A 15164-nucleotide genomic window follows, 5' to 3' on the forward strand; every position below is an offset into this window, starting at 1 on the left:
ATAAATCTTTAGCTTGGATCTAATCGGTAACTAATTAATTCGAAATCTGGTGTATAAGTAAATGTTCCATAGATTATTCCATTTCCATGGATCATGTAATCTAAAATATGATAATCGCCCTCAGCCATTGGCAAATTTTTCACATCATCTAAATCGTGCCAGACAATTTTCCCTTCAGCTGATTCGTCTACATTGACACCATCTGCATTCGTAGAGAAAAAGGTGAACATCATCCACTCCGATATAATCTTATCTCCCTCTTTAATAATAAAGGTAAAAATTCCTTTGATGTTAGGATTTCGTAAATAAATACCTGTTTCTTCTCTATACTCACGAATACAGGAATCTCTAACAGATTCTCCCGGCTCCATTTTTCCGCCAGGCGCTACCCACCAGCCACGTCTTGGTTTTTGTAGCAATAAGACTTTATTATCTTTAAGTAACAAACAATTCGTCACACGTTGCAAAATTATTCACCCCAATTTTCTCTATATGTAGGCACTGCTTTTTATCCATTCCTTTTATTATACTATTATTGTCATGCCCCCACAATAAATTGCCTTTTCCAATTATGAAGGATTCTTTATTCCTGATAGAGAAATGATTATATATCTTTAGAAAAGGATGTGGATACTCTTGTATGTTAACCCTGTTAAAAAGGATTTAAAGGTAAGAAAATTAGAAGCACTCTTAAAACGCGGAGATAAACATTCGTCCATCAAAAAAGATGTATCGATTTATTTACGCGGCTATAAAGGAGAAAAGCACCTAACCTATTATCTCGATTTTATCCCTGAGAAGGAATGCTTTATTATTCATAATCTTCGTTTATACGATGGAAAATCTTATTTTCAAATAGACTATCTCTTGTTGACACATTGCTTTTTTATTATCATTGATTGTAAAAACTATTTAGGCACATTACTATTTGATACAACTTTAAACCAATTTACCCGAATTCGAAATAATCAAGAAGAGGGCTACCTGGATCCCCTCTCTCAAATGAAAAGATTAAAGCGCCAACTAGAATCGTTCTTACAAAAACGCCACTTTCCTATTCCTCCTATCAAGCCAATCGTTATTATATCCAAACCTTCTACTATCATAAAGGCAATCCCTCGATAAAAAATCATGTTCTCCACAGTCATAGTTTTCTTGAAAAATGGGATCAATTACAAAGAAAATATTCTCGATGACAAGAGCCTTCGCAAAATCTCCAAATTCCCGCAACAAGCATCACACTCCAGACCATACTAATTTATTGAAAAAATACAATTTAAGTAAAGAAGATATTATAACAGGCGTTCATTGCACGGCATTTGATAAAAAACCCCTTATTAAAGCAGTGAAAGATTATTTTCTTTTAATCAAACCTTCTATAACCAGTAAGGAATTTCGTGAATTCGTCCATATTTCTTCCAAAGATACCGCCAATCGACTTCTTGTCTCGATGAATTACCTTATACAGGTGAAAATCGAGGGAAAATTTATTACCCTACAAAAGATTTTTGGGAATGAATAGAAGTACTTACACTATATTCGCGTAATCACCTCTTAAATTCGCGAAAAGCGCAAAGTATTCGCGAAAACATTCCAGATATTCGCGAAAAATAACATTTATCAGCCAAATCCTACTAAATCGAGTAAAATCCATAAAAAAAGGCATAGGCTCCATGTTTGGGCCTATGCTAAAAAATATATCTTAAAAGGGGGTCAATTTCTATTTCTATGATACCCTAACTATGTTTCACTACTGTTACATTCCAATTAAAACACAATGACACTTTCTTATGCTTGTTGTTTTAACTCTTCAGCTAGCTCTTCTACATAGTGTTGTGCACTTTGCGCGGCGATACTTCCGTCTCCTGTTGCTGTAACAATTTGACGAAGTGTTTTTTCACGAATATCACCAGCTGCAAAAATACCAGGCACCTTTGTTTCCATTTGGTCATTTGTTTCAATATAACCATTTTCATTGGTAATCCCTAAGCTTTCAAACGGTTTAGATAATGGAACCATGCCAATGTAAATAAAGACACCATCTGCCTCTAATTCTTGCTCGGACTGATCTACTGTCGAAACAAGTGTCACACTACCCACTTTGCCATCTTTTTCATTAATGGACTTAATGGTATGATTCCAGATAAAGTCTACTTTTTCATTATCAAACGCTCTTTTTTGCAAGATTTTTTGTGCTCTTAATTCGTCACGTCTGTGCACAATGGTAACTTGGGAAGCAAAACGAGTTAAGTATACCCCTTCTTCAACAGCTGAATCTCCGCCGCCAATAACGAATAATCGCTTATTCTTAAAGAATGCTCCATCACAAACAGCACAATAAGATACGCCGCGTCCACCTAATTCTTTTTCCCCAGGAACTCCAACTTTTTTATATTCTGCACCTGTTGAAATAATAATAGATCTTGCTTTAAATTCTTTTGATCCAGCTTTTACTGTTTTATATTCTTTTCCATCCACTATTTCCTTAATGTCACCATATGCGTATTCAGCACCGAATTTTTTCGCATGATTAAACATTTTATTGGATAAATCAGGGCCTAAGATACTTTCAAATCCAGGGAAATTTTCTACATCTTCTGTATTTGCCATTTGCCCGCCTGGTATTCCTCTTTCAATCATTAATGTAGAAAGATTAGCACGAGATGTATAAACCGCAGCTGTCATTCCAGCTGGACCTGCTCCAATTATAATAACATCATAAATTTTTTCTTCCGTCATTTTAAAAACTCCTTTTCCATTAACTACCTATTAGATGATAGAATCCACATTGTCCATTTATTATTATAAGTATGATTATCTATTACTATCCTATAAAACAATCCCCTATCCGTCCAAATATCTGCTCATAAATTATTATAATAAATTCTTTAATTTCTTTGCTTCATTTTCTAAAATCAGCCGACGTTCTCGTATTTCATTTTCCTCTTGCAGCAGCTTCTCTAATTGTCCCGTTAAAATTTGATGAACTTGGCCAATGAATTGCTTATCCCCATAATCCACTGCCTCTTTTAAAGAAGAGATTTTCTGAATATCTTTTAAGGAAAAACCATATTTTTTCAACTCATTTACCACTTGAAAGTCGAGGATTTCTTTATCACTATATTCCTTTTTATTATTTTGCCAATTTGGTTTTAATAAATTTAGCTCTTCATAATGCCGAACAGTATCTTTTGTTGTATTTAACAACGCTACAAATTCCCCAATTTTCATTTCTAATTCTCCTTTTTACTGGGACCTTTTCACTTAAGAAAGAACCGATTCAAATTACTTTTAAAACAGGGGAGATAAAATGTCACAAATTGGATAAATATTGTCTGATGTTGAAATGAAACACCGGTTTGGCATGTTCTTATTTGGTGTTACATCCCTATTCCATATACACTCTACATCCTTTCCTTTATCTGTATAAGCAATAATAAATGGGTTTTACTTATATGGAAAACTTCATATCATGCATCATATCGTTAGATTAATTATAACTCTTTTTATTATATATTTAATGTGTCATCTTTTTAAAGCTTATAAAAAAGAAGCAGTCCAACTCCTAACTGCTTCTTCCTACTATTTATTCAATAAATGCATAAAACATCAAAATAATGGAATCTTAGTTATAGATGGGCTGCATAAAATTCTTCATTGATTTTATATATTTTTGTAAAGTAGAGGTAGAAAGTCCATAATTATTGGCAATTTCTTGCTGAGTTTTCTTCTTCTCTCGAGATTGACTCCACAGATAATCAATAGCAGCTGCACTTGCAATACAATTTTTAAATAAAGCTCCTTCTGTTTGCATTTCCATGATAGCTGAAAACCATAATAAATATAAGCTAGTTTCTTCCGTACCAATTGGATGATAGTTGGTATAAATTTGTTCGGCTGTATGATGTGCAACATATAAAAATGGATCCTCTATTTCAGTGCCATTTTTCACAAAATCACGATATTTTTTTTCTATTTGTGTAAAAGCATTCTCTTGCTGAAAAACAGAAGAAGACAAAATCTTATCTTTTTGAGAAGATATAGAAGTTAAAAAAGTAGCAAACATTCGCTCCTCAGCATGGCTGCTTTCAAATCTTTTGAGAATGGAGCTTACATGCTCCTCAAATCCATTGATTGTATATTCCGAGTTATTCCAAGGCTCTTGCCCTTCTTTTTCTGGATGGATATCCATTACCTTTTTCCATGCTTTCTTTGCTGTTTGCTTATTTCCTGTGTAATAAGCTGCATAAGATAGCCAATAGTAAAAAGAACCATCTCCCTGAAATCCTTGTTTATAAATCTTCTTCAACCAAAAATAGGCTGTATCATATTCACCAATAAGTGCGAAAGTAGTTCCTAGTTTGAACTGATGGTCAATAGAAATAGGGTTGATTTTTCTTAAAATAGCAGCCATTTCTTTCACATGTCTATCGTTATTTTGATAATAAGCAAATACAAGTTTATTACACAAAGCATGTAAGTTTCCGATATTATTCGTTAAAACATGCTCCAAAATCTCACTTGCCTTTTCCGATTGTCCAAGATAGAAATGGGCTAACGCTAAATTATTATATGCTGACCAGTATTCCGGATAATCTTGAATAATCTTTGTTAAAGCTTCGACAGCTTGTGCAAAGTTACCAGATTCAAGCAAAGCCCTTGCCTGCTCCTGTCTTGTAATAAGATCTTCTTCCTCGTTAGCTTCCTCTTCCTCGAGCTCCTCTGATTCGAGAGATAACACTTCCATAAGATCTTCTGTATCCTCTACAAACTCCCCATCTTTATCCAAACTTAAATATAGTTTTGCATGATAATATGCATCTTTAAAAAATCCCAAATGGGCGTAATTATTAGCTAGGAAATAATAACACTCAACCATGTCCTCATCTAATTCTTCAATAATAACATGGAGAAGTTCATTCGATTTTTGATATTCTCCAATATCTGCATAAACGACCGCAAGCTGACATGCAATCATTGGTTCTCCCGGTTCTAACGCCAGTGCTCTTTGCAAATATTTAAGGGATTTATAATAATCTCTTTGATGATATGCCTTAATTCCTTTGTTAAAATAAAATTCGCCTGTAGGATTAAATGTAATAAGTTTACCCACTGGTTGTACTCTATCTGAGTTTTTATTCATAAATCCTCCAATATATATGTTCCCTTATCAAGCTGCATTATAAAGTTCCTATTAACTCAACAAGTATACCATACTAAATACAAATCCGAGAAGAGTCAATGCCTTTTTGGAAAAACTTTTAGAGGGGGAAATTTAACTTAAGGAGACATGTATGGATGGAGCAAAAAAAGAGAGCGGCTCTCTAGATGAACCATTCTCTAGTTTGCTTACTTCCCTGTCTTTTCTTCATGGCGCGCTTCCAGCACCTGCAAAATCTCAGAAAATGGCAGTTTTTGTTCTCTTAATAAGACAAATAAATGGTAAAGAAGGTCAGATGCTTCCCACTTCAATTCTTCTGCATCGCGATTTTTTGCAGCAATAATAACTTCGGCCGCTTCTTCGCCAACTTTCTTGAGAATTTTATCTACCCCCTTTTCAAATAGATACGTTGTATAGGTACCTTCTGGGCGCTTAATATCTCTTTCTTCAATAACTTTCTCTAAATTAGCAAGAATTTGATAGTCCGCTGAAATTACATCCCTTGCTTTGTTTTGATACATGCTGTCTACAAAACAGCTTGTTGTTCCATTATGGCAAGCGGGACCATTCGGTTGAATTAGCACTACTAATGCATCTTGATCGCAGTCGTATTTTATTTCTACAATAGATTGTGTATTTCCACTTGTTCCTCCTTTATGCCATAATTCCTGTCTAGACCGGCTATAAAACCATGTTTCTCCGGTGCGTATGGATTTTTCTAATGATTCTTTATTCATATAAGCCAAGGTTAACACCTCTTTTGTCACAACATCCTGTACGACAGCAGGTATTAATCCTTTTTCATCAAATTTCAATTCATCTAATTTCATCGTACAAGCACTCCTTTTTCCTTTAAATAGCTCTTCACTTCCAAAACGGATGTTTCTTTATAATGGAAAATGGAAGCCGCAAGTGCAGCATCAGCTTTGCCCATTTTAAATGCCTCTTCAAAATGAGCGGCGTTACCGGCTCCTCCAGAAGCGATAACTGGAACAGAAACAGCCTCACTTACCGATTTGGTTAATGCTAAGTTAAATCCATTCTTCTCCCCATCCGTATCCATGCTTGTTAACAATATTTCCCCTGCTCCCAAAGCCACAGCCTCTTTTGCCCATGTAATTACATCCTTATTTACTGGTTTCCTACCACCATGAGTATAGACACGCCATGTGGCAAGCTCAGAATCATATTTAGCATCAATGGCAACAACGATACATTGAGATCCAAAAAAATTAGCTCCCTCTTCAATCAAAGCAGGGTTTAACACTGCTGCTGTATTTAAAGATACTTTATCGGCACCAGCCCGCAGAATTTTCTTCATATCTTCTAGGGAGTTTATTCCTCCTCCAACAGTAAAAGGAATGGCAAGTTCTGATGCAACTTCTTTTACTACCTCCACCATCGTTTTTCTACCTTCATGTGATGCAGAAATGTCGAGAAATACAAGCTCATCTGCTCCTTGTTCATCATAGAAACGCGCTAATTCAACGGGATCCCCCGCATCTCTTAATTGAACAAATTGAATTCCTTTGACCACACGTCCCTCTTTTACATCTAAACATGGAATAATTCGCTTTGTTAACATTAATAAACTCCTCTCACCATATCCAGTTACTTCCCATTCAATTGTTCTAACGCTTCTCGGAGCGTGAATCTTTTTTCATATAATGCTTTACCAATAATCGCACCTCTAGAGTCGCTTTTCTTTAGTTGATTCAAATCTTTTATACTGCTGATTCCGCCAGATGCGATCACTTCTTTTTTCGTTATCAGAGCCATTTCCTCAATCGCTTTAACATTGGGTCCACTTAGCATTCCATCTGTTGCAATATCCGTAAAAATAAAAGTTTCCGCCCCAGCATCTGCAAAGCGTTTTCCAAGTTCTACTGCTTTTACTTCTGAAGTAGACAGCCAACCATGTGTCGCAACAAATCCATTTTTTGCATCGATACCTATCACTATTCCCTTTCCATATTTGCGGATCATCTCCATCGCAAAGTCTGGCTGTGAAACAGCGATACTGCCAATTATTACTCTTGTTATCCCATTCTCAAGGTAATGGACAATATCTTCTTCTTTTCTAATACCGCCACCAATTTGCACTTTTACTCCTAATTTTGTTGCTGTATCAATGACAAATTGATCATTTACTTTCTTGCCATCCTTCGCACCATCTAGATCAACCATATGAATCCACTTCGCACCGTGGTCTACAAAGCTTTTTGCCATATCAAATGGTGAATCTCCATAAATTGTTTCTTTTTCATAATTCCCTTGCTGTAAACGAACGCATTTTCCGCCTCGCATATCAATGGCCGGATATAAAGTGAAGGTCATATTGTTCATCCTTTCTGTATTAAATTCGCAAAGTTGCTTAATAATTGCATCCCCAATTTGCTACTTTTCTCCGGATGAAACTGCATGCCAAACACATTGTTTCTTCCTACTACTGCTGGAACCTCTTTATCATAGGAACAGCTTGCTATAATAACACCCTCGTTAGTATCTGCATAATACGAGTGCACAAAATAAACGAAATCATCTTCCAAATCAGATGTGACCAAAGACTCTCTTTTAAAATGCAACTTATTCCAGCCCATATGAGGAACCTTATAGGCCGCACCACTTTCTGTAATGCCAGGAAAACGAACCACTTTTCCAGGTAGTAAATTTAACCCTTCACTGTATCCATGCTCCTCACTTGATTCGAACAATAACTGCATCCCTAAGCAAATGCCTAACAAAGGCCTCCCACTATCAACAAATACAGAAATCATTTCAGATAGGCCCGTCTTCTTTAATTTTTCCATTGCATCTTTAAACGCTCCGACACCTGGAAGAATCAATGCATCTGCCTGAAGTAATTTATCTTTATCCTCTGAAATAAAATAGGGAGCACCTAATCTTTCTAATGCTTTACTTACGCTGAACAAATTCCCCATTCCATAGTCAATAATTCCGATCATTTACAGCATTCCTTTCGTGGAAGGAATTCCTTTAATTCTTGGGTCAATCGTCGTGGCTTCATCTAATGCACGAGCCATCGCTTTAAAGATCGCTTCGATCATATGATGGGTATTTTTCCCATAGTGCAAAATAACGTGCAGATTCATTCTAGCTTCTAACGCTAGTTTCCAGAGAAATTCATGTACCAGTTCTGTATCAAAGGTTCCTACCTTATCATTTGGAAACTCTGCTCGGAATTCTAGATGAGGTCTGTTGCTTAAATCGATAACCACTTGTGCCAATGTTTCATCCATTGGTACAAAGCTATTCCCATAGCGCTTAATCCCTCTTTTATCTCCGAGCGCCTCTTTTATGGCCAATCCTAAACATATCCCAATATCCTCTGTTGTATGGTGATCATCTACCTCAATATCTCCATTCGCTTGAACTGTTAAATTAAATTGACCATGTTTGGTAAATAAGTCGAGCATATGATTCATAAATGGTACACCTGTGTCTAGTTCAGAAACTCCTTCTCCGTCTACATTAAAAGATAACTGAATGTTCGTTTCACCTGTTTTTCTACTAATTGCAGCTGTCCTTGCCATTTTCCTTCCTCCTTTTATTATTCCAGGTCGTCATATCGCGCTTCTATGGCTCTTGCATGAGCCTCCAATCCCTCTAAGCGGGCAAACTTGGCTATTTTATGAGCGTTTTCTTTAAATGCTGCTTCACTGTAATGTGTGATACTAGATTTTTTTTGGAAATCATCCACGTTTAGTGGGTTGGAGAACCTTGCTGTTCCATTTGTAGGTAATACGTGGTTTGTTCCAGCAAAATAATCCCCGACTGGCTCTGAGCTATATCTTCCTATAAAAATAGATCCTGCATGACGGATATGGTCGAGGAGAACGTATGGATTTTTTGTTATGATTTCTAAATGTTCTGGCGCAATAGTATTGATGACAGCGACAGCCTTATCTAACGTTTCTACAACCACGATTAATCCATATTGATCAATTGATTTTTCCGCTATTTCCTTACGTGGCAAATCATTTAACTGCTGCTTCACTTCTCGAGAGACTTCCTCAGCCAATAAAATGGAAGTAGTAACGAGAACAGAGGAAGCTCTTTCGTCATGCTCTGCCTGTGATAATAAGTCTGCAGCAATTTCTTTTGCACTTGCTGTTTCATCAGCTATGATGGCAATTTCACTTGGTCCTGCAATCATATCAATAGCAACATCGCCAAAAACTTCTCTTTTGGCAAGGGCAACAAAGATATTTCCAGGACCGACAATCTTATCAACTTTCTCAATTGATTCCGTCCCGTACGCTAATGCGGCAATAGCCTGAGCGCCCCCCACTTTGTAAATCTCCTTTACCCCAGCAATATCAGCTGCTACTAAAACAGCACTCGGGAGAATTCCATTTTCATTCGGCGGCGAGACCATAACTATCCGCTGAACTCCTGCAACTAATGCTGGAATGACATTCATTAATACAGACGAAGGATAAGCTGCTGTTCCCCCTGGAACATAAACACCAACGGAATCTAATGGGAGAATCCGTTGACCAAGAACAGAGCCATTTTCTTGGGTAAAATCCCATGAGGTTTTCAATTGCTTTTGATGGTATTCTTTAATATTTGCGGCCGCCTCTTTTATAATCGAAACCATTTCCTTGTCTACATAATTGTAAGCAGCTGCTAGCTCTTCTTTCTTCACCCGAAGACTTGTCAATTCAGCTCCATCCCATTTTTTTGTATATTCGATTAAAGCTTGGTCACCACTTCTTTTTACCTGTCCCATAATCTCCCGAACCGCTTTTCGCTGTTCTTCCGTACCTGCATCAACAGAGCGTTTTAAACTAATATTCTCTATATCTGTCACAATTCGCATCTAGAATACTCCTTATTCGTTATTTCACACTTAATTTCGACTTTACTACCGGCTGAAGCCTCACTACTAATTCACTAATTCGTCTATCCTTCAATCGGTAGCTTGCAGGATTGACAATTAATCTTGAAGTAATGTCTACGATTCTTTCATATTCAATTAGGCCATTCTCAGCAAGTGTCTTTCCTGTCGAAACAATATCGACAATTCGATCAGTTAAGCCGATAATTGGTGCAAGCTCAATGGAACCATTCAGCTTAATAATTTCTACTTGAGACCCTTGTTCACGAAAATAGGCTGCCGCCACATTAGGATATTTTGTTGCAATTCTAGGAGCAATTTCATTCAGTTCTGTATGAGGAAGCCCTGCTACTGCTAAATAACAGGCACTAATATGTAAATCTAGCAATTCATATACATCTCTTTCTTCCTCTAGCATGACATCCTTTCCTGCAATCCCCAAATCGGCAACGCCATGCTCGACATAGGTAGGAACATCCATAGGCTTAGCCAAGATAAAGCGGAAGTTTTCTTCTTCAACCTCTATAATTAATTTCCGGGAGTCATCAAATTCTGCTGGTAAACGAAAGCCTGCATCTCTTAATAAATCGGCTGCCTCTTCGAAAATTCTTCCCTTTGGCATTGCGATAGTTAGCATGTCATTCATTTGGCCACCTCCGCTCCTTTTTTTCCAACCAATAGTATGATTTCACTATACTGCTTTGTACAAGCATCCACATCTTTCACCCCATTAATATCTTGCGTAATGACATGGATGCCAGCTTGCCTTTTTTCTTGAGCTAATAGAAATGCTTCTTTTCTTCGTTCACTACTAAATAAAATACATTCGATCATGTTTGTTTTTGCGACCGTGCCTAATGCTTCCAATAGTCGATCCACTCGAATAGCAAAACCAGTTGCTCCAGTGTTTTTTCCGAATTTCTCTAATAGCAAATCATATCTGCCCCCACTACCAATAGGAAAGCCTACCCCTTCTGCATATACCTCATATACAATGCCAGTATAGTAGCTCATATGACTAACAAGTGATAAATCAAATGTCACTCTGTCTGCCACTTCGTAATCTACAAGGATATCTCTTAGCTGTTTTAAATCATCGATTGCTTTCTTTCCTTGATCTCCTTCCATTAGCTGATAGGCAAGGTCAATCACTTCTTCTTTTCCTCTTAGTGTTAGGAAATCATTTAAGCGCTGTTTATCAATACTTGATAAAGCAAGTTGTTCTACATGCTGACGATAGCCGACATAATTTTTCTCATATAAATATTTGGTTAAACTGTCCACTCTATCTTTTGTTCCAAGAATTTGTTGAAAAAATGATTGGACAAAGCCAATATGCCCTACCGACACTTGATAGTTTTTCACTCCTGCTTGTTGAAGGGAGGAAATAAGTAGAGAAATTCCTTCTCCATCTGCACTAATGGTTTTATCGCCAATATATTCAACACCTATTTGTTCAAACTCCGCCGGTCTGCCGCCTTCTCGCTGCTGCGCTCGAAACACGGACGCATTATAGGCAAGACGTAATGGCAAATCTTCTGATAGAAGCTTAGATGCCGCTACTCTCGCTATTGGCGCGGTCATATCTGGGCGAAGAACTAGTGTATGTCCCTGCTGATCCAATAATTTAAAAAGCTGCTGGTCTAAAATAGCGGACGCTGTGCCGACTGTTTCATAGTATTCTAATGTCGGAGTTTCAATAAATTGATAACCCCATTTTTTTATTTCTGTATCTATTTTTTGTTTAACTTTATATTTTCTTTCGTAAATCGCTGGTAATGTATCTCTCATGCCTAATGGCTTTTCAAACATAAATAAGCTGCTCATCATAACACCTCATGTTTTAAAATTCCGAATGCTTTAGTTCGCTAATATACTACCAAATTAAAGAGTTGTTTTTAGTGTACTCTTCGTCTGAACTGAGGTCAAGAGAAAAGTTTCATTTATTAGATCTTTCTAAAAAATCCAACGAAACTTATAAACAAAGTCTTTCGGTATATTCAATTTATCGTTATATTTCACTGTTTTTTATTAATTCTGACATTTTCAAAAAAACCTATCTATTCCTTACTTCTAGAAACTTATTCTTGAAATAACGGACAGATAGGTTTTTGTCTTTATTCATCTAATACATAGGAAGGCTCATTTCGTTTACGTTCTTCCATTTGTTCTGCGGTATAAATGATTTGCATCGGATTTCCCCCAACAAAGCTTCCTGCCGGGACGTTCTTATGTACTAATGTACCTGCAGAAACAATCGCACGATCACCAATTGTCACACCAGGAAGAATAGTGGAATTGGCACCAATCATGACTTCATCGCCAATTTCAATCTCCCCAAGTCTGTATTCCTCTATTAAATATTCATGGGCAAGAATAGTGGTATTGTAGCCTATGACAGTATTCTTGCCGACCTTAATTTTTTCTGGAAACATAATATCAAGCATTACCATTAAGGCGAAGGAGGTTTGATCTCCCACCTGCATTTTTAATAGCTTTCGGTACATCCAATTTTTCACTTTCAAAAAAGGCATATATCTTGCTGTCTGAATAACAATAAAATTTTTAATTACTTTCAAAAACGGAACCGTTTTATAAACATGCCATAAGGAATTGGGTCCACTAACCGGATATCTCGTCGTTTTTCTCATGTTTGTTGTACTTCAGGAATAGAAAGAATGTCTTTCATATTCTCAAAAATATAATCAGGATTATATGCCTGCAAAAATTCTTTCCCTTTTAGTGTCCAAGCAACACCTGCTGTTAAAGTACCTGCATTTTTCCCAGACAAAATATCATGTTTATTATCTCCAACCATAATTGCATCGCCAGGGGAAGCCTTTAATTTTTCAAGAGCAAGGAGAACCGGCTCGGGATCTGGTTTAGCGATTGTTACATGATCTAAAGCAACCACTACATCAAAAAATTCATCTAGCTTCGTCAATTTCAAGCCCATTTCCACTACATCGGAAAGTTTTGTTGATACAATTGCAAGCTTAAAGCCTCTTTGCTTTAATTCTTTAATAGCATCATAAACACCATCAAATATTGTAACAATCTTATCGTGATTCGCAATATTATAGGAGCGATACATTGCTATCATCTCTGGAGCTCTCATTTTATCAATCGACTCAAATGTTTCCAATAATGGTGGTCCCATAAAAGGAATGACATCAACTCGTTTATATTTTCCTGGGTAATAATGATTTAATGTATGTAAGTAGGAGGAAATAATTAATTCATTTGTATTTATTAGCGTTCCATCCAAATCGAATAATGCTGTATTAATCTTTCCAGTCAACCTAAACATTCCTTTCCATGATTAACCATTTGCATCTAAATAACGTTCACTTGCAAGACCCGTTTTCCGTCTATAAGCGATACAGATAATAGAAATGACAATTAACGCTAATGAAATTAATTGAGCCATCCGTAAATCACCAATCATAAGGCTATCTGTTCTCATTCCTTCGATAAAGAATCTTCCAACTGAATACCAAATAACATAAGTTAAAAAGATTTCTCCTCTACGTAAGTTCACTTTCCGTAAAACTAGTAAAATTACGAATCCAACAATATTCCATAATGATTCATATAAAAAAGTAGGATGATAGTAAGTGCCGTTAATATACATTTGATCGATAATAAAATTCGGCAAATGTAAACCTTCTAAAAAAGAACGTGTAACTTCTTCGCCATGTGCCTCTTGATTCATAAAGTTGCCCCAACGGCCAATAGCTTGTCCAAGGATTAGACTAGGTGCAGCGATGTCCGCGATTTTCCAGAAGGAAATACCCTTTTTCTTTGTAAAAATATAAGTAGTCACAATCGCACCAATTAAAGCTCCATGAATGGCAATTCCACCATTCCAAATTTTCGGTATATCCCCTAGATGATCTTTATAGTAGCTCCATTCAAAAATGACGTAGTAAATTCGCGCACATATAATAGAAATGGGGATTGCCCATAACATTAAATCAGGAAAGTCATCCTTTCCAAGTCCTCTTCGATTCCCTTCTCGCATTGCAATAACAAGAGCAAGAATCAATCCAAAGCCAATGATAAGTCCGTACCATCTAACATCAAACGGTCCTAACGAAAAAGCAATTGGATCAATTGGTTGTATATCTTCCATTCGATTTCCTCCTATTTCTCACGTTTTTCACAGCATTTCACTTTATTTATTTTCTTTCGTCAGATATAACATTGTTTAATTTATTCGTGAATTGTTCGGCTGCATTAACACCCATTCTTTTTAAACGGAAATTCATTGCCGCGACCTCAATAATTACCGCTAAATTTCGGCCAGGACGAACTGGAATTGTCAGCTTGGTTACTTCTGTATCAATTATTTTCATTTTTTCCTCATCTAAACCTAAACGATCATATTGCTTGTTTTGCTCCCATAATTCCAAAGACATAACTAAAGATATTTTTTTGTGGGTACGAACAGCCCCAGCTCCAAAAAGCGTCATGACATTAATGATCCCTAATCCACGAATTTCCAATAGATGTTCAATTAACTCTGGTGAACTACCGACAATTAAATTCTCATCTTCTTGGCGTATCTCCACACAATCATCAGCAACTAATCGATGCCCGCGTTTTACAAGCTCAAGTGCTGTTTCACTTTTACCTACACCACTTTTACCAGTAATTAAAACGCCCACACCATAAATGTCAACAAGAACCCCGTGAACCGCTGTTGTTGGTGCTAATTTTCTTTCCAAGAAATTTGTAAGACGACTGGAAAAAAGCGATGTTTTATGCTTAGATCGTAGTACAGGTACAGCTAATTCTTCTGATGCCTCTATTAATTGGGGAGGCACCTCCATATTTCGAGTAATAATAATTCCTGGCGTTGTATCACTACATAACTTGGTTAAGCGATTTGCCCTATCTTCCTCACTTAATCGTTCAGCAAAGGACAGTTCTGTCTTCCCTAACAGCTGAACACGTTCTGCTGGATAATAGTTAAAATAGCCAGCCATCTCGAGACCTGGTCTTGATATATCACTAACTGTAATTGGTCGATTAATTCCCTCTTCTCCACTTACAATTTCTAAATCAAACTCTTCGATAACATCTTTTATTAGTACTTTCGCTGCCATGAAGCTCCTCCTTTAAAGGTCACTGCTG

Annotated in this window: 18 protein-coding genes; 2 read left to right on the plus strand and 16 right to left on the minus strand. The window is 36.7% G+C overall.

Annotated elements, in window-relative coordinates; translation table 11 throughout:
- Window positions 1–8 precede the first annotated feature (8 nt).
- Window positions 9–467, minus strand: coding sequence for an NUDIX hydrolase (locus C2I06_RS13405; RefSeq protein ID WP_047943777.1), 459 nt, complete (start codon window positions 465–467; stop codon window positions 9–11).
- 169 nt (window positions 468–636) lie between these two features.
- Between C2I06_RS13405 and C2I06_RS13410 the strand changes: the two genes are divergently transcribed.
- Together C2I06_RS13410 and C2I06_RS13415 are read left to right on the plus strand one after the other, a co-directional pair.
- Window positions 637–1125 carry a nuclease-related domain-containing protein gene (locus tag C2I06_RS13410; RefSeq protein WP_164463698.1) on the plus strand — a complete coding sequence of 163 codons (489 nt, stop codon included), beginning with the start codon at window positions 637–639 and terminating at the stop codon, window positions 1123–1125.
- Window positions 1126–1192: 67 nt separating this feature from the next.
- Complete coding sequence (locus C2I06_RS13415) at window positions 1193–1522, plus strand: hypothetical protein (protein ID WP_095330370.1); 330 nt, start codon at window positions 1193–1195, stop codon at window positions 1520–1522.
- Between the two features lie 266 nt (window positions 1523–1788).
- Here the strand turns inward: C2I06_RS13415 and trxB are convergent, their stop codons facing one another.
- From trxB to hprK, 15 genes are all read right to left on the minus strand, one after another.
- The gene (trxB, locus tag C2I06_RS13420; protein ID WP_095330369.1) at window positions 1789–2739 is read right to left on the minus strand and encodes a thioredoxin-disulfide reductase; all 951 of its coding nucleotides are present in this window, start codon (window positions 2737–2739) and stop codon (window positions 1789–1791) included.
- Window positions 2740–2874: 135 nt separating this feature from the next.
- Window positions 2875–3231: a MerR family transcriptional regulator gene (locus C2I06_RS13425; protein ID WP_123258200.1), complete on the minus strand. Its 357-nt coding sequence runs from the start codon at window positions 3229–3231 to the stop codon at window positions 2875–2877.
- 394 nt (window positions 3232–3625) lie between these two features.
- The gene (locus tag C2I06_RS13430; protein WP_095330367.1) at window positions 3626–5143 is read right to left on the minus strand and encodes a tetratricopeptide repeat protein; all 1518 of its coding nucleotides are present in this window, start codon (window positions 5141–5143) and stop codon (window positions 3626–3628) included.
- Between the two features lie 206 nt (window positions 5144–5349).
- Window positions 5350–5991, minus strand: coding sequence for a bifunctional phosphoribosyl-AMP cyclohydrolase/phosphoribosyl-ATP diphosphatase HisIE (gene hisIE, locus C2I06_RS13435; RefSeq protein WP_095330366.1), 642 nt, complete (start codon window positions 5989–5991; stop codon window positions 5350–5352).
- A complete protein-coding gene (gene hisF, locus C2I06_RS13440) occupies window positions 5988–6746 on the minus strand; it encodes an imidazole glycerol phosphate synthase subunit HisF (protein WP_095330365.1) in 759 nt (252 codons plus the stop codon). Before hisF ends, hisIE begins: the two co-directional genes overlap by 4 nt.
- A 26-nt stretch (window positions 6747–6772) precedes the next feature.
- The gene (hisA, locus tag C2I06_RS13445; RefSeq protein ID WP_095330364.1) at window positions 6773–7498 is read right to left on the minus strand and encodes a 1-(5-phosphoribosyl)-5-[(5-phosphoribosylamino)methylideneamino]imidazole-4-carboxamide isomerase; all 726 of its coding nucleotides are present in this window, start codon (window positions 7496–7498) and stop codon (window positions 6773–6775) included.
- 5 nt (window positions 7499–7503) lie between these two features.
- Window positions 7504–8127 (minus strand): imidazole glycerol phosphate synthase subunit HisH, encoded by a 624-nt coding sequence (hisH, locus tag C2I06_RS13450; RefSeq protein WP_095330363.1) that lies wholly within the window; start codon window positions 8125–8127, stop codon window positions 7504–7506.
- The gene (gene hisB / locus C2I06_RS13455; RefSeq protein WP_095330362.1) at window positions 8128–8715 is read right to left on the minus strand and encodes an imidazoleglycerol-phosphate dehydratase HisB; all 588 of its coding nucleotides are present in this window, start codon (window positions 8713–8715) and stop codon (window positions 8128–8130) included.
- A gap of 17 nt (window positions 8716–8732) precedes the next feature.
- Window positions 8733–10007, minus strand: coding sequence for a histidinol dehydrogenase (gene hisD, locus C2I06_RS13460; RefSeq protein ID WP_095330361.1), 1275 nt, complete (start codon window positions 10005–10007; stop codon window positions 8733–8735).
- A 19-nt stretch (window positions 10008–10026) separates the two neighbouring features.
- Complete coding sequence (hisG, locus tag C2I06_RS13465) at window positions 10027–10671, minus strand: ATP phosphoribosyltransferase (protein WP_123258201.1); 645 nt, start codon at window positions 10669–10671, stop codon at window positions 10027–10029.
- Complete coding sequence (locus C2I06_RS13470) at window positions 10668–11852, minus strand: ATP phosphoribosyltransferase regulatory subunit (RefSeq protein ID WP_095330359.1); 1185 nt, start codon at window positions 11850–11852, stop codon at window positions 10668–10670. Before C2I06_RS13470 ends, hisG begins: the two co-directional genes overlap by 4 nt.
- A 290-nt stretch (window positions 11853–12142) precedes the next feature.
- Window positions 12143–12676 carry an acyltransferase gene (locus tag C2I06_RS13475; protein ID WP_095330358.1) on the minus strand — a complete coding sequence of 178 codons (534 nt, stop codon included), beginning with the start codon at window positions 12674–12676 and terminating at the stop codon, window positions 12143–12145.
- Entirely contained in the window at window positions 12673–13326 is a 654-nt protein-coding gene (gene ppaX, locus C2I06_RS13480; RefSeq protein ID WP_095330357.1) for a pyrophosphatase PpaX, read from the minus strand. Before ppaX ends, C2I06_RS13475 begins: the two co-directional genes overlap by 4 nt.
- A 21-nt stretch (window positions 13327–13347) precedes the next feature.
- Window positions 13348–14160 carry a prolipoprotein diacylglyceryl transferase gene (lgt, locus tag C2I06_RS13485; RefSeq protein WP_095330356.1) on the minus strand — a complete coding sequence of 271 codons (813 nt, stop codon included), beginning with the start codon at window positions 14158–14160 and terminating at the stop codon, window positions 13348–13350.
- 46 nt (window positions 14161–14206) lie between these two features.
- Entirely contained in the window at window positions 14207–15136 is a 930-nt protein-coding gene (gene hprK, locus C2I06_RS13490; RefSeq protein ID WP_095330355.1) for an HPr(Ser) kinase/phosphatase, read from the minus strand.
- Between the last annotated feature and the right edge of the window lie 28 nt (window positions 15137–15164).

Source organism: Niallia circulans, from assembly GCF_003726095.1.
GTDB lineage: Bacteria > Bacillota > Bacilli > Bacillales > Cytobacillaceae > Niallia > Niallia circulans_A.

Coding starts and splice junctions, on each gene's coding strand:
- C2I06_RS13415 (WP_095330370.1), top strand. CDS start 1,193: ATGACAAGAGCCTTCGCAAAATCTCCAAATTCCCGCAACAAGCATCAC.
- trxB (WP_095330369.1), bottom strand. CDS start 2,739: ATGACGGAAGAAAAAATTTATGATGTTATTATAATTGGAGCAGGTCCA.
- C2I06_RS13425 (WP_123258200.1), bottom strand. CDS start 3,231: ATGAAAATTGGGGAATTTGTAGCGTTGTTAAATACAACAAAAGATACT.
- C2I06_RS13430 (WP_095330367.1), bottom strand. CDS start 5,143: ATGAATAAAAACTCAGATAGAGTACAACCAGTGGGTAAACTTATTACA.
- hisIE (WP_095330366.1), bottom strand. CDS start 5,991: ATGAAATTAGATGAATTGAAATTTGATGAAAAAGGATTAATACCTGCT.
- hisF (WP_095330365.1), bottom strand. CDS start 6,746: ATGTTAACAAAGCGAATTATTCCATGTTTAGATGTAAAAGAGGGACGT.
- hisA (WP_095330364.1), bottom strand. CDS start 7,498: ATGACCTTCACTTTATATCCGGCCATTGATATGCGAGGCGGAAAATGC.
- hisH (WP_095330363.1), bottom strand. CDS start 8,127: ATGATCGGAATTATTGACTATGGAATGGGGAATTTGTTCAGCGTAAGT.
- hisB (WP_095330362.1), bottom strand. CDS start 8,715: ATGGCAAGGACAGCTGCAATTAGTAGAAAAACAGGTGAAACGAACATT.
- hisD (WP_095330361.1), bottom strand. CDS start 10,007: ATGCGAATTGTGACAGATATAGAGAATATTAGTTTAAAACGCTCTGTT.
- hisG (WP_123258201.1), bottom strand. CDS start 10,671: ATGAATGACATGCTAACTATCGCAATGCCAAAGGGAAGAATTTTCGAA.
- C2I06_RS13470 (WP_095330359.1), bottom strand. CDS start 11,852: ATGAGCAGCTTATTTATGTTTGAAAAGCCATTAGGCATGAGAGATACA.
- C2I06_RS13475 (WP_095330358.1), bottom strand. CDS start 12,676: ATGAGAAAAACGACGAGATATCCGGTTAGTGGACCCAATTCCTTATGG.
- lgt (WP_095330356.1), bottom strand. CDS start 14,160: ATGGAAGATATACAACCAATTGATCCAATTGCTTTTTCGTTAGGACCG.
- hprK (WP_095330355.1), bottom strand. CDS start 15,136: ATGGCAGCGAAAGTACTAATAAAAGATGTTATCGAAGAGTTTGATTTA.